The following is a 21,269-nucleotide window of genomic DNA, read 5'->3' as shown; positions in this document are numbered from 1 at the left end:
GACCCGGCGCACAATGAGGCGCACCCCGGCCTCCCGCGCGGGATCACGCGAGGGGCGGCGCGGGCGGCGCGAGACGGGCGGCCAGATGGACGATCGGGCGGGTGGCCAGGTGGGACGTGAGGGTGAGCGGCAATTTCGTCCTTTCGGAGGGCAACAGCCGCCTGTCCGGATGGGACCATCTACCGAGGGATTTATCCCAACATAGTGCGATGTATCCCAGCAGGACGGATATCCATGTCTGACTCAGAGTTCCCCTTCGTCCAGTTCATGCGCGAGGACTTCGACCCGGTCGCCGAGCTCGGCCGCATCCGGGCCGAGCACGCCGTCTTCCCCATGAAGATCCCCGGCGACCAGACCGTGCACCTGGTCACGCGCTGGGAGGACGTACGCGGTGTCCTCGGCGACCACGAACGGTTCAGCAACGACTTCGCCGGCATCTCCGGCCTGGGCTCCAACCAGGAGGACCCCGGCGGCCTCGGCTTCCGCGACCCGCCCGAGCACACGCGGCTGCGCAAGTACCTGACCCCCGAGTTCACCATGCGCCGCCTGCGCCGCCTGGAGCCGCGCATCGAGGCGATGGTCGAGGAGCACCTGGACCGCATCGAGGCCAAGGGCCCGCCCGCGGACCTGGTCGAGGACTTCGCCCTGCCGATCCCGTCGCTGGTGGTGTGCGAGCTGCTCGGCGTCCCGTACGAGGAGCGCGCCGACTTCGTCAGGATCAGCAAGGACCGGTTCGACCTGTCGGCCGGCCCCGAGGCGTCCCTGCAGGCGATCAACGACGCGATGGCGTACCTGGTGGACCTGGTGGCCCGCGAGCGGCGCGACCCCGGCGAGGGCCTGCTCGGCCAGCTCCTGCGCGAGCACGGCGACGACCTCGACGACCGCACGCTGGCCAGCATGTCCGACGGCCTGCTCACCGGCGGGCACGACACCAGCACCAGCATGCTCGCGCTCGGCGCGCTCTGGCTCATGCGCCACCCCGAGCAGGCCGCCAAGGTGCGCGAGGTGGACGGCTACGTCAACGACGTCGTCGAGGAGCTGCTGCGCTACATGACGGTCGTGCAGGTGGCCTTCCCGCGCTTCGCCCGCGAGGACCTGGAGCTGCACGGCGTGCCGATCAAGAAGGGTGAGATGGTGCTGTGCTCGCTGACCGGCGCCAACCGCGACCCCTCGCTGGGCCCGGACATGGACGAGGTGCGCCCCGGCCGCGAGACCGCCCGCTCGCACCTGGCCTTCGGCCACGGCATCCACCGCTGCATCGGCGCGCCGCTCGCCCAGATGGAGATGCGCATCGCCTTCCCCGCCCTGCTGCGCCGCTTTCCGGACCTGCACGTCTCGGGCGAGGTGCCGTTCAGGGAGCTGGCCATCGTGTACGGGGTCAAGGAGCTACCCGTCGCCTGGTAGAGCGGTTACGTTCACAGTGTGGACGAGCCCGTCATCGATCTGGCCTCGATCAGCGCCGTGGTGTTCGACATCGACGGCGTGGTCACCGACACCGCCCGGGTGCACGCGGCCGCCTGGAAACACGTCTTCGACGCCTTCCTGCGCGGCCGCTGCGATCCGTTCGACATCCGTGACGACTACCTCCGGCACGTCGACGGCCGGCCGCGGCTCGACGGCGTGCGCACCTTCCTCGCCGCGCGCGGCCTCACCGTGCCCGACGGCGGTCCCGACGACGAGCCGGGCGCGCCCACCGTGCACGGGCTCGGCCTGGCCAAGGACCAGATCTTCGTCGCGCAGGTGGACAAGTACGGCGTGGCCGCCTTCCCCGCCACCGTGGCCCTGCTGCACGAGCTGCGCCACCGGGGCGCCCGCACGGCGGCCGTCTCGGCCAGCCTGCACGGCCGCCGGCTGGTCACCGCCGCGGGCGTGGCGCACCTGTTCGACGTGGTCGTGGACGGCGGCGACGCGGCCCTGATGAACCTGCCGGGCAAGCCGGACCCCGCCCTGTTCCTGGAGGCCGTGCGCCGCCTGGCGCTGCCCGCCGGACGGGCCGCCGTGGTGGACGCGGCGCTGCCGGGCGTCCAGGCGGGCGGCAGGGGCGGCTTCGGGCTGGTCGTGGCGGTCACCCGGGACGGTCCGGGCGACGCCGCCGCGCCGGCCGGGCACGGCGCGCACGTCGTGGCGCCCGACCTGGCCGGGCACGGCGCGCACGTCGTGGTGTCCGATCTGGGCGAGCTCGGCGTGCGCGGCAGGGTCCTACCCTTGAGGGCGTGACGGTGCTGATCGATCCCCCCGACTGGCCGGGGCCGCGCGGCCTGATGTGGTCGCACCTGGTGAGCGACAGCTCGCTGGAGGAGCTCCACGCGTTCGCGGCCCGGCTCGGGGTGCCGGGCCGGGCCTTCGACCGGGACCACTACGACGTCCCCGAGACCGTGCACGCGCGGGCGGTGTCGCTGGGCGCCGAGCCGGTCAGCTCGCGCGAGCTGCTGCGCCGCCTGATCGCCGCCGGTCTGCGCCGCCGCAAACGCCACGACCCCGGCGCGACCTAGCCTCCCGCCAGGCGGGCCAGCTCGGCGGTCATGTTGGCGCGCGCGGGTTCCTCCCACAACTCGCGGGCCCGGTCCGTACGGTAGAGCCGCGGCGCGGCCAGCAGCCTGCGCAGCACCTGCGCGCGGCCCTGCCGGAACAGGTCGTCGGGCACGTGCGCGTACTCGCGGCGGATGTCGGCGGCGTAGGCGTCGTAGCCGGGGCGGCCCAGCACGGCCAGGTCAGCGTCGCACAGCACGGCCCCGTCGCGGTCGCCGGCGGCCACCGTGTCGTGGGCGGCGGTCAGGCGGACCAGCCGGGCGGTCGCGGCGACCCGGCCGGGCGGCACCCCGCAGCGCGGCAGGCGCGCCTGGGCGAGCTGGGCGCTGCGCTCCTCGTCCCAGCCGGGCCTGCCGTCGTAGACGGCGTCGTGGAACCAGGCGGCCAGGCGCACGGCGGCGGGGTCGGCGGCCTCCCCGGCCAGGTCGTCGACGGCGGCCAGCACGGCGGCGAGGTGGGCGAGGGTGTGGTAGCGGCGGTGGGGCTCGGCCCAGCGGGCGATCAGCTCGGCGCCTGTGGCCAGCGCGGCCGGGGAGCCGCCCGCCAGAGCCAGCCACCCGGCGGCGAGCCGGGCCCTCGGCGCGGGGTCCGGGCGGTCGTCGATCACGCCTCCACCGTAGTGGCCGGGCGGTACGTCCCGGCGTTGTGTCCTTGAATACACCCGGTATTTACCCGGCTGTCCCTCCGCTCTGCCTGTCCGTACGGGGACCTGGTTCCCCCCGGAAAGGAGACAGCGACATGGCGACCGGTGAGTTCCAGGTGATGAAGGTTCCGGCCGAGCAGCTGACCGGCGTGCTGCACGGTCAGGTTGTCGACCCGGGCGCCCAGCCCACGAACGTCGTGAGATGCGGCGAGGGCTGGACCGTCGACGTGAGCTGGGAGGTCGCCGGCGAGCTGGTCGACTGGCTGGCGGGACGGTGGCATGTGGAGATCATCGCCGACCTGCTGGGAGGTGGTGAGACCCGTCATCCCTCGCCGCCTGTGGAGTTGACGTTCACCCCTGGCTCGGGACGGTACACCGCGTCGGTCCCGATGCGCGGTCAGCTCGGCCCCGGCACCTATGACCTGGTGGTCAACCTCACCACGACGACGGCCGCCGGCTCCGCGGGGGCGCTCGGCGGCTTCGTCGTGATCAGCAAGATATCGGTGAAGGAGTAGCCGCCCGCCGCCCCGGGCCCCTCCCGGGGCGGCGGGCGCCCCGGGCCGGGCTCGGATCGCCCTGCAACCGCACCGCAAGTCACCCGCCCTACGCTCCGGGCGGCGGTCACGGGGAAAGCGGGACCGCCGCCCTGTATCTGCCGCCCTGTATCTCACGTCACCGGACGCGCTCTGACCCGGTGAGGATCGACGGTCCCAGGGGGGACCACTGACGGGAGACCTCATGTCCGAAGTGGAACAAGCGCTTGCGCCAGGCGCTGCGATGACGGCGGACGACGTGCTGCGCATCGCCGCCTGCAAGGACAGGAACCCTGCGCTCGAGGCCATGGTCATCGCCCATGGCTACCACCGCGTCGCCGGGGACCTCGCCCAGCACCTGGGCCAGGACGCGACCAACTGGTACTGCTACGCCAAATGGACCTCCAAGGCGGTCGCCGAGAGCCTGGACCTGACGGCCGGCTCGCCCTTCCTGACCGGTTTCGGCGACCGGCTGCACGTGCCCGCGCGCCTGCGCCGCCTGTTCCGCGCCCTGTTGCTGACCCTGCTCGGCCCCAGCTACCAGCTCGGGCTGGCGCTGGCCAACCGGGCGATCTTCCTGGAGACCGCGAGCCTGGCGGCCAACCTGTGGAACGGCACGCCCGACTGCTACGTCAAGGTGAGCCCGGAGTCGGAGAACACGCCGATGCCGCCGGAGTTCCTGTCCGGGCTGCTGGAGGAGGCCGACGAGCGCTACCTGCGGGACGCCGCCCTGCTGCTACGACAGGCGCGCGCGGCCACCGACCCCGACGAGCGGGCCGAGCTGATGTTCGGGGCGAGCGTGGCGCTGTCGGCCTACGAGCAGAAGCGCGCGCAGAAGGCTCTGGAGCTGGTGCTGTACCGGCCGGTGCGGTGGCTGACCCGGATGTCGTGGCGGTCGCTGCGCTCGCTGGTGACCCGGCGGCCCTACCCCCGCTTCCCGCTGTTCAGCGCCCGGCACGAGGACCAGCCTTGGCTGACGCGCGTGCTGGAGGCCAAATGGTCCTCGCTCTACACCCGTCACCTGTTCGCCGTGCGCACGCCGCTCAGCGACGTCAGGGTCGGCCGGCCGCTCGTCCCGCCGCCGGGCGTGGACATGGCGCTCGCCTGGCGGCCGATCAGGAACGAGAAGGTGCGCAAGCTCGTCGAGGAGTTCATCCCGGACGACGTCGAGCAGGCCACGGCCGGGGTGGCCGACTGGGTGTCCTACCCCGACCGCATGCGCTTCATCGTCGGCTACTTCCGCACCTACCAGCGGGTGGGCGCGCTCTACGACCCGCCGTTCGGGCCGGAGCTGACCGCGGCCCTGGAGGCGGAGACGGCCCGCGGCACGCTGCCGGAGCCGGTCCCCGAGGCTCCGCGGGCCGACCGGCTGCTCCCCGGGATGCGGCGCAAGGTCTACGCCTTCCCCGAGGAGACCGATCCCGACGCCTACGAGATGGCGCGCTTCGACTTCGAGCCCTTCCTGGAGGCGATCCCTCTTGACCGGTCAGGAAACTAGGACTCAGTCCAGGAAGTCCCTGGTGATCTCGCGGTCCTGCAGGAGCCCGCGCAGCCTGGCGAAGCAGCGGGCGCGGGTGGGGCCGATGCTGCCGACCGGCCGGCCCAGCCGGCGGGCGACGTCCACGTAGTGCGGCTCGGAGGTTTCCGTGAGTGCTCGAAACAGCACGCGCTGGGCCGCGGGCAGCTCCTCGACCAGCTCCTCCAGCGTGCCGGCCAGCCAGATCCTGGCCAGTTCCCTGTCCACGTCGTCCGTGCTGCCGAGCGTGTCGAGGTCGGGCGTGCAGATCTCCCGGGTGCGCCTGGTCAGCTTCAGGCACTCGCGGAAGGCGATCGTGGCCAGCCAGCCGGGCATGCGCTGGGGGTCCTCGACGCTCTTGAGGTTCTGCCAGGCCAGCAACCAGGTGGTCTGGAGCACGTCCTGGGCGTCCTCGTGGCCGAGCCGGAAGCGCCGGATCCTCGACCGCAGCATCGGCGTGAACTCCTCGACCAGCCGCTCCCACGCCTGGGCGTCGCCCTCCTGGGCGTCCGACACGAGGGTGGCGGTGTCGCGGCGCTCCAACGTATCCAACTGCATCATCGTCTCCCCGCCGGCCGGGGTCCTCGGGGGTCAACCTCCTGCGACCGGCCCCCCAACGGTGCTCCCGGCGGCCTTCGCGCACTGTCGCGGACGACACAGTGCGAGTGTGGCGCTCGTCACATTCGGGAGATCGCTTACCACTTACTGCCCGATCGGCGTTCGCGTCCTAAAGTTCTTCCATGAGCGCCAGCAGCGGGGCGGTTCCACACGACGTCCAGGCGGTCGCCGCCGTGCTGGCGGAGGTTCCGCTGTTCCGTGTGCTCGGACCGGCCGGGATCACGGGCACCGTGCGCGCCGGGGTGGCGCGCAGATACCGCAACGGGCAGATCATCCTGCACCAGGGCGATCCGGGCGAGTCCCTGTACGTGCTGCTCGACGGCCTGGTGAAGGTCGTCTTCACCACCGAGCACGGCGACGAGATCGTGCTCAACATGCTGGGCCGGGCGGAGACCTTCGGCGAGATGGCGCTGCTGGACGACTCGCCGCGGTCGGCGTCGATCATCGCCGTGCGCCCCTGCTGGGTGTTCGCGCTGCCCAGGGCGCGGCTGCTGGAGCTGATGCGGGAGCATCCCGGCCTCGCCGACGAGTTCCTGCGCATGCTCGGGCAGATGGTCCGCAGGCTCACCGGGCAGGCCGCCGACCTGGCCTTCCTCGATCTGGGCGGACGCCTGGCCAAGCTGCTGCTGCAACTGTCGGTCAAGCGCGGCCAGACCCAGGGCCCGGTCGTGGACATGCCGGGGCTGACCCAGTCGGACCTCGCCGCGCTGATCGGCGCGTCCCGTCCGGCGGTCAACCGGGCCCTGCAGTCGCTCGCCGCCCGCGGCCTCATCGCCATGAAGGGGCGGACCATCACGTTGCTGGACGTCGAGGCGCTGCGCAAACGCGGAGGCCTCTGACCGGACCTGGAGTACGCGGAACATGAACGAGCACGACAACGCCCCCGCCGAGCGCTGGCCGGCGGAACGGTTCCGGCAGTTACGGCAGCAGGCCGACCCGGACATCGACAAGATCGTGGCCGGCTACCTGGAGACCAGGCCCGAGGGGGAGAACGCGCTGTCCCTGCTGCGCGCGGTCGTGGTGGAGCTCGGCCGCGCCAAGCAGGAGGCGCGGGCGCCCTCGGGCGAGACCGGCCCCTCGGCCATCTTCGACGCCATCGACTTCGCCAGGGACCTGCCCGAGTGGGGCGAGGACGCCGAGCTGCTGGCCCGCGGCCAGGCCGTCTTCTCCGACTACGGGCTGTACCAGTCGGTCGCGCTGTTCTGCAAGTGCCTGCCCATGGCCTACGTCGAGATCTCCAGCGCCAAGGTGCTGGCCGGCGTGTCCGACCTGGCCACCCACAGCCTCACCCGCCGGGTCGCCGAGACCGGCCAGATGCTGGTGGACGTCATGGGCCTGAAGGCCACCGACAGCCTGGCTCCGGGCCGTCCGGGGCACACGACGGCGATCGGGCTGCGCATCCTGCACTCGTTCGTGCGCGCGCTGGCCACCGAGCACTTCGGCGACGACTGGGACACCGCCAGGTTCGGCCCGCCGGTCAACCAGGAACTGCTGCTGGCCACCATCTTCGACTTCTCGGTCGTCACGTGGGAGGCTCTGGAGAGCATGGGGGTGCGCCTCAGCGACGCCGACAAGGCCGCCCATCTGTACACGTGGAGCGTCTTCGGCCACCTCATGGGCGTCGAGGCGTGCCGCGACCGGCCGCTCACCCTCGACGACGTGCCGCCGGTCAGCGAACGGCTCGGCCGCCTGTACGAGTCGAGCGAGGAGGGCCGCAGGCTGATGGCCGTGCTGCTGGCGGAGATGGAGGAGTTCATGCACCTGGGCTGGCGCAAGCTGCCGCGCAGCCTGGTGCACTGGGTCTTCCGCGACGCCCGCTACAACGCCGCCCAGGTTCCGGCGCTGCTCGACGTGCCGCCGCCGGCGTGGTGGTTCAACGCGCTGTTCGCCGCGGCCAGGGCCGGCAACCGGTACGGCCGCCTGATGGGCCCGGTCGACGCGGTGGTGCGCTGGCTGGTGCGCCGGGCGGGCAGGCACATCGTCATCGCCATGATCGACCGCTACTCGGGCGGCCACGCCGCCTTCCAGATCCCCGAGGAGCTGGCCGCCCAGTGGCGCGTCCGGCAGTCGAAGGCCGCGCGCCGCACGCGCCGGCTGCGGCACAGCGTGCGCAAGGGCGTACGGAAGGGCGTGGGCAAGGCCGCCAGGGCGCCCGTGCGGAAGGAGGGACCACCCGCGTGAGCATCCCGCACGAGCCGGGCACGCTGACCACGGCCACCATCCTGTTCACCGACGTGGTCAGCTCCACAGCCCTGCGGATCAGGCTGGGCGAGGAACGCGCCAACGTCGTCTTCCGCCGGCTCTACCAGCTCCTGCACTCGGTGGTGACGGCCAGCGGCTCGACGTTCACCAAGAGCCTGGGCGACGGGCTGATGGCGGTGTTCGGCTCGGCCACGGCCGGGCTCGACGCGGTCATCGCCGTCGAGCAGGCCGTCGCGGCCGAGAACGAGCGGGCGCTGGAGAAGATCTCGATCAGGGCCGCGCTGGCGGCGGGCGACGTGTGCTGGGGCGCCGACGACGTCAGCGGGCTGCCCACGGTGGAGGCGGCCCGCCTGGTCGCGGTGGCCGAGGGCGGCCAGGTGCTCTGCACCGACCTGGTGCGCCGCCTGGCCCAGGGCCGCAGCCGGCACGAGTTCAAGGACCTGGGCCGGCTGCCGGGCAAGGGCCTGCGGGAGCCGATGCACACCTACGAGCTCCACTGGCAGAGCGCCGACAACCAGCATGCCGGCGGGCTGGCGCCCTGGCTGGACAGCGGGCACGTGCTGCCGTTCGTCGGCCGGGACGAGGAGCTGCGGGCGCTGGAGGAGGAGCTGGCGGCGGCCGAGGTCGGCAGCGGGCTGGTGATCCTGCAGGGCGATCCGGGGGTCGGCAAGACCCGGCTGGCCTCGGTCGTGGCGCGGCGGGCGCTCAAGCGGCAGTTCACCGTGCTGGCGGGGCGGTGCACCGATCCGGCGCGGCAGGCCTACGAGCCGATCGCCGGGGCCGTCGAGCGGCTGGCCCGCACCTCGCCGGCGCTGCTGTTGCGGGCCGGGGTCGACCAGCAGTGCGGGCAGCTCGTCCGGCTGGCGCCCTCGCTGGCCGCTCCCCCGCTGTCGCTGGCCGTGCCGCCCGCCACCGAGCCGGTCTCCGAGCGTTACCACCTGATGGCCGCGGCCCGTACGCTCATCGAGCGCCTGGCCACCGTGCGGCCGGTGCTGCTGGTGATCGACGACCTGCAGTGGGCGACGCTGGAGTCGCTGCAGATGTTGCACTCCCTGATGTGGGACGCCGACTCGCTGCCGCTGCTGATCCTGGCCACCTCGCGCCCGGTGCCCGTCGAGTCGGCGATGCCCGAGCTGCACAAACTGACCGCCGACGGCCGCCTGGTGCAGGTCTCCTCCTTCGGCATGGACGAGGTCAGCCGGGCCCTGTCGGAGGTGCGCAGCGACGGCGACCCCGAGCTGCTGTACCGGATCACCGGCGGGAACGCGTTCCTGGTCACCGAGGTGGCCAGGGAGCTGGCCGCGGGCGCCGACCTCGACGCGCTGACCGTCCCCGACTCGGTCACCCGCATGGTCCGGGCGCGTCTGGCGCAGCTCCACCCCGACGCCCGCGACCTGGTCAGCCTGCTGGCCGTGGGCGAGCGCATGGAGTCGGCCGCGCTGCGCCTGGGCCTCGGCCTGGACGAGGCGCGCTTCGTGGCGGCCGTCGAGGAGGCCATGGGCGCGGGCCTGGTGACCATGGCCGACGGCGGCCAGTGCCAGTTCTCCCACGAGCTGACCCGTACCGCCCTGTACGCCACGCTGTCGGCCCCCCGCGCCGGGCTGCTGCACGGCCGGGTCGCCGACGCCCTGTGCCAGGCCGACCCGCAGGCCATGGAGTCGCGCCCGTACGTCGTGGCCACCCACCTGCTGGCCGCCGCCGAGCACGGCCGCGACCCGCGCCGGACGGCCGAGGCCGCCGAGGCGGGCGTGCAGGCGGCCCGCCACGCGCTGGCCGGGCTGGCCCACCGGGAGGCGGTCACCTGGTACCAGCGGGTGCTCGGCCTGCTGGCGGACTTCCCGGGCGCCTCCCCCGAACGGCGCGCCGAGCTGCTGATGGACTGCGGCCGGGCGATGTGGCTGGCCGGGCACCCGGAGGCGCGGGAGACCCTGCACCAGGCCGCCGAGCTGGCCAGGGAGTGCGGGCGCGACGACCTGATCGTGGTGGCCGCGCTCGGCGGCGACCGCGGCTTCTCCAGCATCTCCGCCGCGCCCGACCAGCGCCGCATCGCGCTGCTGACCGAGGCGCGCAAGCTGGTCGACTCGACCGACCTCAGCACCCGGGCGCTGCTGGCCGCCCTGCTGGCCTCCGAGCTGATCTGGGCGCCCGACGGCGAGCGGCGCTTCGCGCTGAGCGACGAGGCGGTCGCGCTGGCCCGCAAGTCGGGCGACCCGCGCACGCTGGCCAGCGTGCTCGGCATGCGCAGCCTGACGATCATCCCGGCCGACCCGCTGCACCAGCGCCACCGCGACGGCGACGAGATGCTGGAGGCGGCCCGCCGCACGGGCGACGACCTGGCGCTGTTCCACGCCTACGTGCAGCGCACCCCGCCGGTGCTGGACAGCGGCGACACCGCGCGTGCCGCGACGCTGCTCGACCAGGCCGACGAGCTGGCCCGCCGGCTGGCCCAGCCGCAGCTCAACTGGCTGATCGGCTACTCCAGGGCGGGCCTGACGCTCATGCAGGGCGACCTGGCCCAGGCCGAGACCGAGGCGCTGTCGGCCATGCGGCTCGGCACCGAGATCGGCCGCCGCCTGGAGGCCGTGGCCATCTACTCCGAGCAGATCTCCGAGATCCGCCGGCTGCAGGGGCGGCTGTGGGAGCTGGGCGACCGGCTGCGCCGCGCCGCCCAGGCGCCCCGGGTCGACCCGGTGCACGCCGTGCTGCGCTACCTGTGCGAGATGGGCGCCGAGGAGGCCGGGCCGCTGCTCGACCGCATCCTGGCCGACCGCGGCGGCGTGCCGCCGCGCAACATGGCCCACCGGCCGGCCCTGGACAACCTGGCCGTGGCCGCGGCGCATCTGCGCCGTCCCGAGCTGGCCGAACGGCTGTACGCGTCGCTGGCCGCCGACGGCGAGACGTTCGGCCACGGCACGGTCGCCCACCACTGCGGCCACCACTACCTGGCCCACCTGTGCGTGACGATGGGCGACCCGGCGCGGGCGAGCGAGCACTTCGAGGCCGCCGCCGAGGTGCACGAACGCAGCGGGGTGCCGCTCATGCTGGCCGAGTCGCTGCTCGACTGGGCCGACCTGCTCGACACCGCCGACGTCGGCGGCCCGCGGCCGGCCGCGCTGCGCGAGTGGTGCGCCTCCCTGCTGCCGGGCCGCGGCGCGCTCCTGCTCGACCGCCGGCTGTCCGCGCACCCCGTTTAACCTGCGGCGACATCGGGCAACCCGGCACGGGGGGCGCGACGAAGGGGTACGGGGTGCACGGATGGCCGGGGGATTTCCACCGATCGGGGCGTACGCGTTCCTGTCGGACTGTCACACGGCGGCGCTGGTCGCGCCCGGCGGGGCCGTGGAGTGGATGTGCGCGCCGCGCTTCGACGGCCCGAGCGTGTTCGCGCGCATCCTCGACCGGGGGCTCGGCGGGGCATGGGAGTTCGACGTGGCCGGCGCGCGGGTCGAGGAGCGCGGCTACGTCGAGGAGACGCTGGTGCTGCGCACCCGCTGGGTCGGCCGCGACTGCGAGGTCGTGGTGCACGACTTCTTCGCCACGTCGCCGCCGGGGACGGGCGGCAGCGGCGTGGTGCCCGTCCGGCTGCTGGTGCGGTGGGCCAGGTGCGAGCGGGGGCGGGCGGTGGTGCGCTCGCGGGTGCTGGCCAGGCCCGACTACGCCACCCGCGAGGCCCGCTGGACGCCGCGCGACGGCGTGCTGGCCGAGGAGTCGGGCCTGCTGCTGACCGGCATGGCAGGGGTGACGGAAGAGGTGACCGAGGGGCCGACGGCACGGCCCATGGCCGAGGCCACGCTCGGCGAGGGCGAGTCGTGGGCGGTCGCGCTCGACTACGCGGGGCAGGGGCACGCGCCCGTCCGCGATCCGGAGCGGCTGCTGGCGGAGACCGTGCGGTCGTGGCGGTCCTGGTCGTCGCGGTCGGCCTACGACGGGGTGGGGGCGCGGCAGGTGCGGCACAGCGCGGTCGTGCTGCGCGGGCTGCTGTTCGACGAGAGCGGCGGGCTGCTCGCGGCGCCCACGACGTCGCTGCCGGAGTGGCTGGGCGGGCAGCGCAACTGGGACTACCGCTACGTGTGGCACCGCGACGCCGCGCTCATGGTGCTGGCGCTGCTGCGGCTCGGCCATCGCGAGGAGGCGGGCCGCTACCTGACGTTCCTGCTCGGGCAGTGCGCGATCCACGAGGGCGACCTGCCGCCGGTGTTCGGCATCGGCGGCGGGCCGGTCGCCGGCGAGACCGTCCTCGGCCATCTGGAGGGGTACGCGGGCTCGCGTCCGGTGCGGATCGGCAACGGCGCCGCCGGTCAGCACCAGCTCGACGGCTACGGCCACGTCCTGGACGCGGCCATGGCCTACCACGGCGTGACCGGCGAGCTGCACGGCGGCCCGGTGTTGTGGCGGCTGGTGGAGCGGGCCCGCGAGCGGTGGCGGGAGCCGGACGCCGGCATCTGGGAGGTGCGCGGCGGCGAACGCCACTGGACCTACTCCAAGCTGTACGCCTGGGTCTGCTTCGACCGTGCGGTCCGGCTGGCGGAGGCGACCGGCGAGCCCGGCCTGCCGCTGGCGCAGTGGCGGGCCGAGCGCGAGGCCGTCCGCGCCGAGCTGCTCGAACGCGGCTACAACGCCTCCGTCGGCGCCTTCACCCAGTCCTACGGGTCCGACCAGGCCGACGGCTCGCTGCTGCGGCTGCCGCTGCTCGGCTTCCTGGACGGCGACGACCCCCGCGTGCTCGGCACCCTCGACCACATCCAGGCCCGCCTGGGCGAGGGCGGCGCGCTCGTGCACCGCTACGACCCCGAGACCACCCGCGACGGCGTGGACGGGCCGGAGGGCGCGTTCCTGATGTGCTCGTTCGAGATGGTCTCGGCGCTGGTGCTGGCCGGGCGGACGGCCGAGGCCCGCGACCGGTTCGAGACGCTGTGCGCGCGGGCCGAGCCGCTCGGGCTGTTCGCCGAGGAGATGACCGGCGACGGGCACATGACGGGCAACTATCCGCAGGCGTTCACGCATCTGGCGCTGATCGAGGCGGCGCTCAACCTCGACGCCTCCGGCACCGTCGAGGCCCTGCACGACTGGGCCGAACGCGGCGGCTGACCCGGGGCCTGCCGGGGCTCCCGGGAGCCTTCGTGAGGGCGGCTGCTAGGGTGCGGCGGGTGAGCGGTCGCGCGGTACTCGTCACGGGAGCGTCCAGAGGCATCGGCAGGGCGGTGGCGATGGCGTTCGCCGCCCAGGGTGACCGGGTCGCGGTCCACCATCGCGACTCGGCGCGGGCGGCCGGTGACGTGCTCGGCGAGCTGCCGGGCACGGGGCACGTCGTCGTCCAGGCCGATCTGGCCGACCCCGAGGGCGTGCGGCGCATGGCCGACGAGGCGGCGGGGGCGCTAAGCGGGCTCGACGTCCTGGTCAACAACGCGGGCGTCTACCAGCTCCACCCCATCACCACGACGTCGTACGAGGAGTGGCAGGCCGCCTGGCGCCAGGCGTTCGAGGTGAACCTGATGGGCCCGGCCAACCTGGCCTGGTGCGCCCTGCGCCACATGCGCGCCGGCGGCCGCATCGTGAACGTCAGCTCCCGGGGCGCCTTCCGCGGCGAGCCCGACGCCCCCGGCTACGGGGCCAGCAAGGCCGGCCTGAACGCGATGAGCCAGTCGCTGGCCGTGGCCCTCGCCCCGCACGGCATCGCGGTCGCCGCCGTGGCCCCCGGTTTCGTGGCGACGGACATGACCACCGAGCACCTCAAGCCGCCCGCGGGGGACGCGATCCGCGCGCAGAGCCCGTTCGGCCGGGTCGGGGAGGCCGACGAGATCGCCGCCGCCGTGCTCTACCTGGCCTCGCCGGCGGCCGAATGGGCCAGCGGCACCGTCCTCGACCTCAACGGCGCCTCCTACCTTCGTTAACGCCCGGAAATATCGGAAACCCCCCATTTTTCGGCCTGGCCGGGTAGCTTGCCGCACGGAGATTCCCGAGGACCGAGAGGACGACCGGTTTCGATGAAAACGCGCAAGCACATCGCACGGCTCATCGTCGGCGCGGGCACGCTGGCGGCGGTGCTCACCGTGAACAGCGGGGTGGCCCAGGCCGCCGGACCGTACCCGTACGCGGGGGCGGACGACGTCGGCCGCCGGCTGACGGTGTGCGCGGACGATCTGATGGTCCGCGACTTCGTCGGCACCCTGCACCGGGGCCAGACCTTCACCGTCAAGGGCTTCGACGGCGCTTACAAGGAATGGGTGTACGGCTTCGCCTACGGCAACGTCAACGCCAACGGCGTGGTCGAGAACGGCTGGTTCTGCGACGCCTGACGGCACCCCGTACACCCCGGCCCGTGACCAGGAACGCCCTGGTCACGGGCCTTTTCGCGGCGCCGGTCCGTACGGCGCGGTAGCGCGGCACTACATCCGTCGTCGTAGAGGCGGCCGGCATTTGATCCCTCTGGGGTAGCGGCAGATGAGTCCGCCGGTGGGACGCCACGGAGCCCCGGCCGGACGACGATTACCAGACATGAGAACCCGAGTCAGGTACCTCCAGGGCGCCGCGCTGCCGGCGACCGGGCTGCTCGCGGGCGCGTTCGGACACGGCGCGGCCGACGTGGTGCCCACGTTCGCAGCCGTGCCGCCGGACGTGCGCCTGACCTTCCACACCACGATGACGAAGGTCGACGAGCCGGTCATGCGGAGCGCGATGGCCCTGGCCGTCCTGACCACGGCCGCCTTCGTGCTGGTCGTCGTCGCCGCGGTCGCCGCCCGTCCCTCGACCTCGTCCCGTTAGGAGAACCGTCATGTTCCTGCGTATCGCGCTCGCCGCGCAGACCGTCGCCCTGCTGCTGCAGGCCGTCACCGCCGGGCTGCTGCTGAGCACGCCGGGCGGCCGGGCCGCCCACAGCGCCACGGCGCTGGCCGTCGCGGCCGCCGTGCTGCTGTACCTGGTCGCCGCGGTGATGACCAAGCAGCGGGCGGCCATCCTGCCCGCCGTCGGCATGCTGGTGGCGACGCTCGTGCAGATGGCGCTGGGCATGGCGCACGTGAAGGGCGTGCACGTGCCGCTCGGCGTGCTGATGTTCGGCGGCAGCATGGTGCAGACCACGCGGGTCTGGTCCGCCGGCCGTCTCCGGACGACGTCGGCATGAACCGCATGACCGGCGGGACGGGCATGACGGGCATGACCAGGCGGCAGGCGCTGCGGCTGCTCGGCGTGGGCGCGGCGCTGGGCGTCTCGGGCTGCTCGCTGCTGACCCGCACCCCGCTGCCCCAGCTGATGACCAGCGACGCGCCGCTGCCCGCGCCGTACGCCGTGCCGCTTCCGCGGCCCACGGTGGCCAGACCGGCCAGGACGGACGCGGGCGCCGACTACTACGAACTCCTCCAGCGCCCGGCCGAGGTGGAGATCCTGCCCGGCCTGCGCACCCCGGTCTGGGGGTACGACGGGCAGTTCCCCGGCCCCACCATCCGGGCGCGCTCGGGCCGCCGGACCGTCGTGCGCGTCGGCAACCGCCTGCCCGCTCCGACGGTCACCCACCTGCACGGCGGGCACACCCCGCCCGAGTCCGACGGCTTCCCCACCGACCTGGTGCAGCCGGGCGCGCACCGCGACTACGTCTTCCCGCTGGAGCAGCGCGCGGCCACGCTGTGGTACCACGACCACCGCATGGACTACACCGGCCCGCAGGTCTGGCGCGGCCTGGCCGGCTTCTTCATCGTCGACGACGACGAGCAGGACAGGCTGCCGCTCCCGTCGGGCGAGCGGGACGTGCCGCTGCTGATCTGCGACCGCGCCTTCCAGGCCGACGGGACGATGCCCTACCCCGGCAGGCAGGACGGCCCCGGCGCCCGCGAGGCGTTCATGGGCGGCGTGCTGGGGGACGTCATCCTGGTCAACGGCGCGCCCTGGCCCCGGCTCGGCGTGGACCGCGCCCGTCACCGGCTGCGGCTGCTCAACGCCTCCAACGCCCGCACGTACGAGCTGGCCCTGTCGCCCGGCGGCGCCCTGACCCAGATCGGCAGCGACGGCGGCCTGCTGGCGGCGCCGCGCCCGCTCCAGCGCGTACGGCTGGCGCCCGGGGAACGCGCGGACGTGATCGTGGACTTCGCCGCCTACCGGGTCGGCGACCACGTCGAGCTGCGCAACCTGCTCGGGGAAGGGCCGCAGGCCCGGGTGATGCGGTTCACCGTCGAGCGCGACGCCCGCGACGACTCGGCGATCCCCAAGGTCCTGTCCACCGTCGAACGCCTCGACCCAGCCGCGGCCGCGGTGACCCGCGACTTCGACTTCAGCAGCGGCGACCTGCGCGGCCACACCGGCTGGCTGATCAACGGCAAGCCCTTCGACGTGCGCCGCGTCGATGCCCGGCCCAAGCTCGGCCAGGTCGAGATCTGGCGGGTGACCAGCGACGTCGCCCACCCCGTGCACCTGCATCTGGCGCCCTTCCAGGTGCTCTCGGTCGGCGGTGAACGGCCGGACGGCCCGCCGGAGTGGAAGGACACCGTCGAGCTGCGGGAGGCGCAGACCGTGGAGATCATCACCCGGTTCACCGGCTACCGGGGCCGGTACGTCCTGCACTGCCACAACCTCGAACACGAGGACATGGCCATGATGAGCACCTTCGAGGTGGTCTGACCCCGGGCCGCGATGGAACGCCGTCACTCCCCCGCCAGCACCTCCGCGCCGAACTTCACGAAATAGGCGGCGGTCTCGGCGTCGGCCGGGTAGTACGACTCGATCGAGATCTCGTCCAGCGTGATGTCCATCGGGGTGCCGAACGTGGTGGTGGTCGAGAACAGCCGCAGTTCGGCCGTACCGAACCGGAAGATCATCGGGACGGTGACCTCCGGCTCGACCGGCCGGCCCGCCTCCTCCAGGCCCGGCGTGGAACCCGGGGCGAGCAGTTCCTCGTAGATCGCGTGCAGCTCGGCGTCGGGGGCGACGGCGAGCTGGCGCGAGATCCGGGCCCGCAGGACCGCCCGCACCTCGGCCAGGTTGACGATCCGGGGAGCGAGCCCGCGGCGCTCCAGCCCCAGCCGGACGATGTTGACCGGCGGCCGCAGCAGGTCGGGCGCGACGTCCACGAGGAACGCGTCGACGGCCCGGTTGCTCATCACGATGTTCCACCGGCGGTCGAGGACCACCGCCGGGTACGGCTCGTGGGCGCGCAGCACCCGCGCGACCGCCTCCCCGGCCGTCCCCAGCGCGTCCCCGGTGAGCGGGTGCTCGGCGTACCGGGGGGCGAATCCGGCGGCGAGCAGCAGCCGGTTGCGCTCCCGCAGCGGCACGTCGAGCTGGTCGGCCAGCCGCAGGATCATCTCGGCGCTCGGGTTGGACTTACCGGTCTCCACCAGGCTCACGTGCCGGGCGGAGACGTCGGCGGCGATCGCCAGATCGAGCTGGCTGAGCCGCCGGCGATGCCGCCATTGCCGCAACATGTCCCCGACAGTCCGCATGGCCGCCGAGACTACTGGACGTCCGCCATGAAATCCCTTTTCATCGACATCCTCGGCGGAGCCGACCAGGGTGTTCCCATGACGAACGACAACAAGGCCATCGTGCGGCGCGCGCTGACGGAACTGATCGGGACGGGCGACGTCGACGCGCTCGCGCCCCTGCTGAGCGACGACTTCCGCCATCACCGGCCCGGTTCGGCGGCCTCGACCAAGACCGAATGGCTCGGCGCCGTGCGCGCCGCGCTCGTCCCGCTGGCCGGCATGCGCGTGGAGATCGACCACGTGCTGGCCGACGGCGACCACGTCGTGATGCACTCGCGCCGTCAGGCGCCGGACGGCGGCCCGGAGATCGTGGTCGTGGACATCTGGCGCCTGGACGGCGGCCGCATCGCCGAGGCCTGGGAGATCATCGAACCGCTGTCCCAGGCCGCCGCCAACCTGACCTGGTGGGATCCGCCCGTCCGCTGACGTGCGCCGCGCACCGGCCGGTACGGCGAACAACGCCCGCCGTGAGGCACCCAGCCGGAACGTGTCCATGGGGGCATTGCACGTGCTCAGAGCGGTCGACATCGACCCCGCCCAGGTCCAGCGCGACCTGGACCGGCAGCCGTCCGGCGCGGAAGGCGGGGCCGGCGGGGAACGGGGGGAAGGCGGGGCCGGCGGGGACTCGGTGGTGCACTTCAGCGACGGCGCCGCCGGCCAGGTCCTGCGGGCGCTGGGCGCCGAGTCCCGCCTGGTCCGCCGGGCCGTGACGGCGGCCCTGGCCGGCTACGTGCACCTGCGCGCCCAGACGTCGGCCGCCGGCGATCCGGCGCAGGCGCTGGCCGAGGCGGTGCGGCCGCAGTTGCAGCCGCTCATCGAGCGCATCGAACGGCTGGAGCAGAACCTGGGCTCCACGTCCGGGCCCCGGTGACCAGGGCCGTGGACACGCCGATCCGCCGCCGCCGACCCCCGGCACGCCTGGCCCGCGTCCTGATCAGCTCCGTGGCCGTCGCCGTCATCTGGCTGCTGATCCTGCTGCCGCTGCTAGCCGACGGCCGGTGAGGCGGGCGCGCTAGCCCTGGAGCCGCATGAGCTGCCACTGCGCGAACGAACTGACCTCCTCGTCCTTCACCCTGGCGGCGAGGCGCAGCAGCGCCGCGTCGTCCTCGGCCATGCGCGTCGCGGTCGCCGCGGCGAACAGCCGGGCCACCGGGTCGGCCCCCTCCAGCGCGGCGACGACCTCGCCCGGGTCGGGGTCCTCGGTGTCGGCGGCGACCAGCCCGGCCGCGAGCCGTCCGACCTCGGGATCGGCCAGCCGGGACAGCCCCGCCATGAGCTGTTCGGTCGAGGCCATCGCCAGGAAGTGCAGGACCTTCCACCGGATGGCGGTGTCGGAGGTCCGGCTCAGGGCGAGGGTCTGGGCGATGACGCCGGCGTGCCGCTCGTCGGCGGCGAGCAGCACGAACTCGACGGCGAAGAACCGCACCTGGGTCCGCGGATGGGCCAGCAGGGCGGGGACCTCGTCCAGCAGCGGCTCGGCCGGCTCGCCCAGCTCCGACAGCAGCCAGGCGCCGGTCTGCACGGCGTCGTCGTCGCCGCTGCGCAGCAGGATGCGCAGGTTCTCGACGGGATAGCCGTCGAACAGCTCGTTGAGCAGGTCGTTGGCGACCTGGCCGCGGACCTCGTCGTCGGCGGGGCGGGCGAGGATGCGCGCCATCAGGTCGTCGCCCGTCTGTGTCTGCATGTGGTGCTATTTCCCCTCGTTGGCCTTGCGCTCAAGGTCGCGCAGGAGCTGCTGCTCCTGTTCCAGCCGGGCGGCGTGCCCGGAGTCCCTGCCGAGCCGGGCCTCGTTCATCTTCCGCGTCAGGATGCTGTTCTTGACGTCGGCCGCCGCCTGCTTCGCCTGCTCCGGTGTCATCTTGCTGACGTCGTTGCTGCTGGGCAACCTGCCGTGCATGCGCTGCGCGGCGTTGTCGAAGCTCGCCGAGGCGTTCGGGTCGTAGCCGCCGCCCTTCCCGCCCTTGCCGCCCTTCCCGCCGCCCCTGCGCCGCATCTGGAGCATGCCGTCGCGGGCGTGCGGCCGCTTCTCCATCTCCTTCATGATGCGGCGCATGGTCTCGGTCACCCGGCCGCTCAGCACCGGGGCCAGGCCCCTGGCGGTGCCCTCGGCGCCTTCGAGCGCCACCTTGCCCACGGCGTGGCGGGTCATCTGCATGCGCGCGAGAGCGATCATGCCGCCCGCGGCGCCGCCGAACAGCAGCGCCTGGGTGGCGGCGGTCAGTCCGTACGCGGCCTGCGTGCCCACGGCCAGCTTGACCGCGCTGACCACGTTCGCGGTGCCGTCGAGGACGGCCGGCGCGACCCTCGCCGCCGAGGCGGCCTGGGAGATGTGGCCGCCGCCGTCGCCGACCTGGTTCCAGTGGCCGGCCAGGTGCGTGGCCGAGTCGCCCTGGTAGGACTGCGACGCGTTGCGTACCGACTCATCGGCCGCGGCGCCCTGGGCCGACGACGCGGCGAGGACGACCCGCCAGTCGTCGGCCTCAAGCCGCCACTCGTCCTCGTTGTCGTTCGGCCAGGGGAAACCGATGAGGTTGAGGAAACCCGCCACGTGCGGGTCGAGGGTCACCGCCACCCGGGGCTCTCGAAGCTCTCGACGGTGGCGCTCTCCGCCGCCCGGGTGTTCCTCGCGACCATGCGCAGCCCCTCGCCGGTCTCGGCGATCTGCCCGCCGATGCCCGTCAGCGCGTCGAGCGAGGTCTGCAGGCATTCGTTGTAGGTGGCGATGATGGTGGCGAACAGCCCCTCGCCGCCGAAGGTCCGGGCGCCGCTCCCCCGCTGCCGCAGCCGCGTGACCGCGGCCTCGTAGTTCGCCCCATGGCCGGTGACGTATGCGCCGTCACGGCTCACCGCCCCCGCGGCGATCTCAAATCCCGTCATGCCCAGAAAGCATATCCAGTCAAATCCGGCACAGACGTTTACCTCTACACTGAACGTTCACGTGACTGACTGTCGGAGGTTCGACATGCGTTCACCCGCGCCTGAGGACGACGCCGAGTACCTGCACCAGTACGTCGCCCGGAGCCGCCGCGCCATCCGGGCGCTGCACGACGCGCGGGCGTCCATCGGCCGGGTGGAGGGCCGCGCGGAGAGCGACGACGGGCTGGTCGAGGCGGTCGCCGACGGCAACGGCGTCCCCACCCGCCTGCGCATCGACCCGCGGGCGCTGCGCCTGGACGAGGCCGCGCTCGGCAGGAAGACCGCCGAGGTGCTGCGGGCCGCGCAGGACGACGCCGCGCGCCAAGCGCGGGAGATCGCCGACGGGGTGCGGGACGCCACCGCCGCCGTGCCCGCGCCACTGGACGAGACCTTCGTGCGCGCGCGGGTCGAGCAGGCACTCAACGACCTTTACTAGGAGGCCGAGCGTGTTCGGGCCGGAGATCGACCCCGCCAACATCAGCGAACGCGAGCTGGACGAGGCCGCCCGCCGGGGCGAGCGCATGCTGGCCTGGCTGGAGTCGGCGCAGGAGGAGTTGCGGGCCGTCATCGGCGCCGGCGAGGGCCCGTCGGGCCACGTGCGGGTGACCGTCGACGCCGACGGGCGCGTCCTCGACGTCCGCTACGACCAGCGCGCCCTGCGGCTGGGCGCCCAGGACCTGGCCGAGGAGACGCTGGCGGCGGTACGGGCGGCGGCCGCGGACGTGCAGCGGCGCACGTATGACCTCATGCGCGAGGCCGTCCCCGGCTACGACCCCGACCGGACGCAGGCCGAGCTGGAACGGCTGCTCGGCGCCGAGTGGGCGTGACCTTCCCAGGCGCGC

General features: G+C 73.5%; 25 protein-coding genes. 19 read left to right on the top strand and 6 right to left on the bottom strand.

The features are described 5' to 3' along the window. Nucleotides 1-234: 234 nt before the first annotated feature. From AB0J71_RS27990 to AB0J71_RS27980, 3 genes are read left to right on the top strand one after another with little or no spacing between them, the layout of a single operon-like run. Nucleotides 235-1,404, top strand: a complete 1,170-nt coding sequence (locus AB0J71_RS27990) for a cytochrome P450 (RefSeq protein ID WP_352322574.1) — start codon at nt 235-237, stop codon at nt 1,402-1,404. An 18-nt stretch (nt 1,405-1,422) separates the two neighbouring features. Then, on the top strand, nt 1,423-2,217 hold the full coding sequence (locus AB0J71_RS27985) for an HAD family hydrolase (protein ID WP_352322575.1): 795 nt from the start codon (nt 1,423-1,425) through the stop codon (nt 2,215-2,217). Continuing rightward, complete coding sequence (locus AB0J71_RS27980; protein WP_364416782.1) at nt 2,214-2,492, top strand: DUF4031 domain-containing protein; 279 nt, start codon at nt 2,214-2,216, stop codon at nt 2,490-2,492. The genes AB0J71_RS27985 and AB0J71_RS27980 overlap by 4 nt, the downstream gene beginning before the upstream one ends. On the opposite strand, the gene AB0J71_RS27975 is transcribed toward AB0J71_RS27980, so the two are convergent. Next, a complete protein-coding gene (locus AB0J71_RS27975) occupies nt 2,489-3,136 on the bottom strand; it encodes a metal-dependent phosphohydrolase (RefSeq protein WP_364416780.1) in 648 nt (215 codons plus the stop codon). The two genes, AB0J71_RS27980 and AB0J71_RS27975, sit on opposite strands and share 4 nt — an antisense overlap. Before the next feature lie 131 nt (nt 3,137-3,267). On the opposite strand from AB0J71_RS27975, the gene AB0J71_RS27970 reads away from it, so the two are divergent. After that, nucleotides 3,268-3,687, top strand: coding sequence for a hypothetical protein (locus tag AB0J71_RS27970; RefSeq protein ID WP_352322578.1), 420 nt, complete (start codon nt 3,268-3,270; stop codon nt 3,685-3,687). Nucleotides 3,688-3,949: 262 nt separating this feature from the next. After that, a complete protein-coding gene (locus AB0J71_RS27965; protein ID WP_352327785.1) occupies nt 3,950-5,203 on the top strand; it encodes a hypothetical protein in 1,254 nt (417 codons plus the stop codon). Nucleotides 5,204-5,206: 3 nt separating this feature from the next. Here the strand turns inward: AB0J71_RS27965 and AB0J71_RS27960 are convergent, their stop codons facing one another. Further along, nucleotides 5,207-5,773, bottom strand: a complete 567-nt coding sequence (locus AB0J71_RS27960) for a sigma-70 family RNA polymerase sigma factor (protein ID WP_352327786.1) — start codon at nt 5,771-5,773, stop codon at nt 5,207-5,209. A 188-nt stretch (nt 5,774-5,961) separates the two neighbouring features. Here AB0J71_RS27960 and AB0J71_RS27955 point away from each other — a divergent pair, with 188 nt between their 5' ends. The 9 genes from AB0J71_RS27955 to AB0J71_RS27915 all read left to right on the top strand — a co-directional run bounded on the left by AB0J71_RS27955 (nt 5,962) and on the right by AB0J71_RS27915 (nt 16,648). Next, entirely contained in the window at nt 5,962-6,678 is a 717-nt protein-coding gene (locus tag AB0J71_RS27955; RefSeq protein ID WP_352327787.1) for a Crp/Fnr family transcriptional regulator, read from the top strand. 22 nt (nt 6,679-6,700) lie between these two features. Continuing rightward, a complete protein-coding gene (locus tag AB0J71_RS27950; RefSeq protein WP_364416778.1) occupies nt 6,701-8,020 on the top strand; it encodes an oxygenase MpaB family protein in 1,320 nt (439 codons plus the stop codon). Then, nucleotides 8,017-11,235, top strand: coding sequence for an AAA family ATPase (locus AB0J71_RS27945; RefSeq protein WP_364416776.1), 3,219 nt, complete (start codon nt 8,017-8,019; stop codon nt 11,233-11,235). Before AB0J71_RS27950 ends, AB0J71_RS27945 begins: the two co-directional genes overlap by 4 nt. Nucleotides 11,236-11,296: 61 nt before the next feature. Beyond that, complete coding sequence (locus tag AB0J71_RS27940; RefSeq protein ID WP_352327790.1) at nt 11,297-13,129, top strand: glycoside hydrolase family 15 protein; 1,833 nt, start codon at nt 11,297-11,299, stop codon at nt 13,127-13,129. 59 nt (nt 13,130-13,188) lie between these two features. Beyond that, nucleotides 13,189-13,932 carry an SDR family oxidoreductase gene (locus AB0J71_RS27935; RefSeq protein WP_364416774.1) on the top strand — a complete coding sequence of 248 codons (744 nt, stop codon included), beginning with the start codon at nt 13,189-13,191 and terminating at the stop codon, nt 13,930-13,932. Between the two features lie 93 nt (nt 13,933-14,025). Beyond that, nucleotides 14,026-14,337, top strand: a complete 312-nt coding sequence (locus AB0J71_RS27930; RefSeq protein WP_352327792.1) for a hypothetical protein — start codon at nt 14,026-14,028, stop codon at nt 14,335-14,337. A gap of 199 nt (nt 14,338-14,536) precedes the next feature. After that, on the top strand, nt 14,537-14,803 hold the full coding sequence (locus tag AB0J71_RS27925; RefSeq protein WP_364416772.1) for a hypothetical protein: 267 nt from the start codon (nt 14,537-14,539) through the stop codon (nt 14,801-14,803). Nucleotides 14,804-14,813: 10 nt separating this feature from the next. Beyond that, nucleotides 14,814-15,161 (top strand): hypothetical protein, encoded by a 348-nt coding sequence (locus AB0J71_RS27920; RefSeq protein WP_352329311.1) that lies wholly within the window; start codon nt 14,814-14,816, stop codon nt 15,159-15,161. Beyond that, nucleotides 15,158-16,648, top strand: coding sequence for a multicopper oxidase family protein (locus AB0J71_RS27915; RefSeq protein ID WP_364416770.1), 1,491 nt, complete (start codon nt 15,158-15,160; stop codon nt 16,646-16,648). Before AB0J71_RS27920 ends, AB0J71_RS27915 begins: the two co-directional genes overlap by 4 nt. Nucleotides 16,649-16,671: 23 nt before the next feature. On the opposite strand, the gene AB0J71_RS27910 is transcribed toward AB0J71_RS27915, so the two are convergent. Then, nucleotides 16,672-17,469 (bottom strand): helix-turn-helix transcriptional regulator, encoded by a 798-nt coding sequence (locus AB0J71_RS27910; protein ID WP_352329308.1) that lies wholly within the window; start codon nt 17,467-17,469, stop codon nt 16,672-16,674. 78 nt (nt 17,470-17,547) lie between these two features. Here AB0J71_RS27910 and AB0J71_RS27905 point away from each other — a divergent pair, with 78 nt between their 5' ends. From AB0J71_RS27905 to AB0J71_RS27895, 3 genes are all read left to right on the top strand, one after another. Continuing rightward, nucleotides 17,548-17,937: a nuclear transport factor 2 family protein gene (locus tag AB0J71_RS27905; RefSeq protein ID WP_352329306.1), complete on the top strand. Its 390-nt coding sequence runs from the start codon at nt 17,548-17,550 to the stop codon at nt 17,935-17,937. 67 nt (nt 17,938-18,004) lie between these two features. Further along, a complete protein-coding gene (locus tag AB0J71_RS27900; protein WP_364416768.1) occupies nt 18,005-18,382 on the top strand; it encodes a hypothetical protein in 378 nt (125 codons plus the stop codon). Between the two features lie 8 nt (nt 18,383-18,390). Further along, a complete protein-coding gene (locus tag AB0J71_RS27895) occupies nt 18,391-18,513 on the top strand; it encodes a hypothetical protein (protein WP_364416766.1) in 123 nt (40 codons plus the stop codon). 10 nt (nt 18,514-18,523) lie between these two features. Here the strand turns inward: AB0J71_RS27895 and AB0J71_RS27890 are convergent, their stop codons facing one another. From AB0J71_RS27890 to AB0J71_RS27880, 3 genes are read right to left on the bottom strand one after another with little or no spacing between them, the layout of a single operon-like run. Next, the gene (locus tag AB0J71_RS27890; protein WP_352329301.1) at nt 18,524-19,195 is read right to left on the bottom strand and encodes a hypothetical protein; all 672 of its coding nucleotides are present in this window, start codon (nt 19,193-19,195) and stop codon (nt 18,524-18,526) included. 6 nt (nt 19,196-19,201) lie between these two features. Next, a complete protein-coding gene (locus tag AB0J71_RS27885; RefSeq protein WP_364416764.1) occupies nt 19,202-20,083 on the bottom strand; it encodes a hypothetical protein in 882 nt (293 codons plus the stop codon). Continuing rightward, on the bottom strand, nt 20,074-20,388 hold the full coding sequence (locus AB0J71_RS27880) for a hypothetical protein (RefSeq protein WP_352329297.1): 315 nt from the start codon (nt 20,386-20,388) through the stop codon (nt 20,074-20,076). The genes AB0J71_RS27885 and AB0J71_RS27880 overlap by 10 nt, the downstream gene beginning before the upstream one ends. 85 nt (nt 20,389-20,473) lie before the next feature. On the opposite strand from AB0J71_RS27880, the gene AB0J71_RS27875 reads away from it, so the two are divergent. Both AB0J71_RS27875 and AB0J71_RS27870 read left to right on the top strand, forming a co-directional pair. Continuing rightward, nucleotides 20,474-20,863, top strand: a complete 390-nt coding sequence (locus tag AB0J71_RS27875; protein ID WP_364416762.1) for a YbaB/EbfC family nucleoid-associated protein — start codon at nt 20,474-20,476, stop codon at nt 20,861-20,863. Between the two features lie 10 nt (nt 20,864-20,873). Then, nucleotides 20,874-21,254 (top strand): YbaB/EbfC family nucleoid-associated protein, encoded by a 381-nt coding sequence (locus AB0J71_RS27870; RefSeq protein ID WP_352329293.1) that lies wholly within the window; start codon nt 20,874-20,876, stop codon nt 21,252-21,254. Nucleotides 21,255-21,269 lie beyond the last annotated feature (15 nt).

The organism is Nonomuraea sp. NPDC049637, assembly GCF_040675235.1.
Taxonomy (GTDB): Bacteria; Actinomycetota; Actinomycetes; order Streptosporangiales; family Streptosporangiaceae; genus Nonomuraea.
The sequence above is the reverse complement of the archived record's forward strand: the minus strand, read 5'-3'. Positions and strand labels throughout refer to the sequence as shown.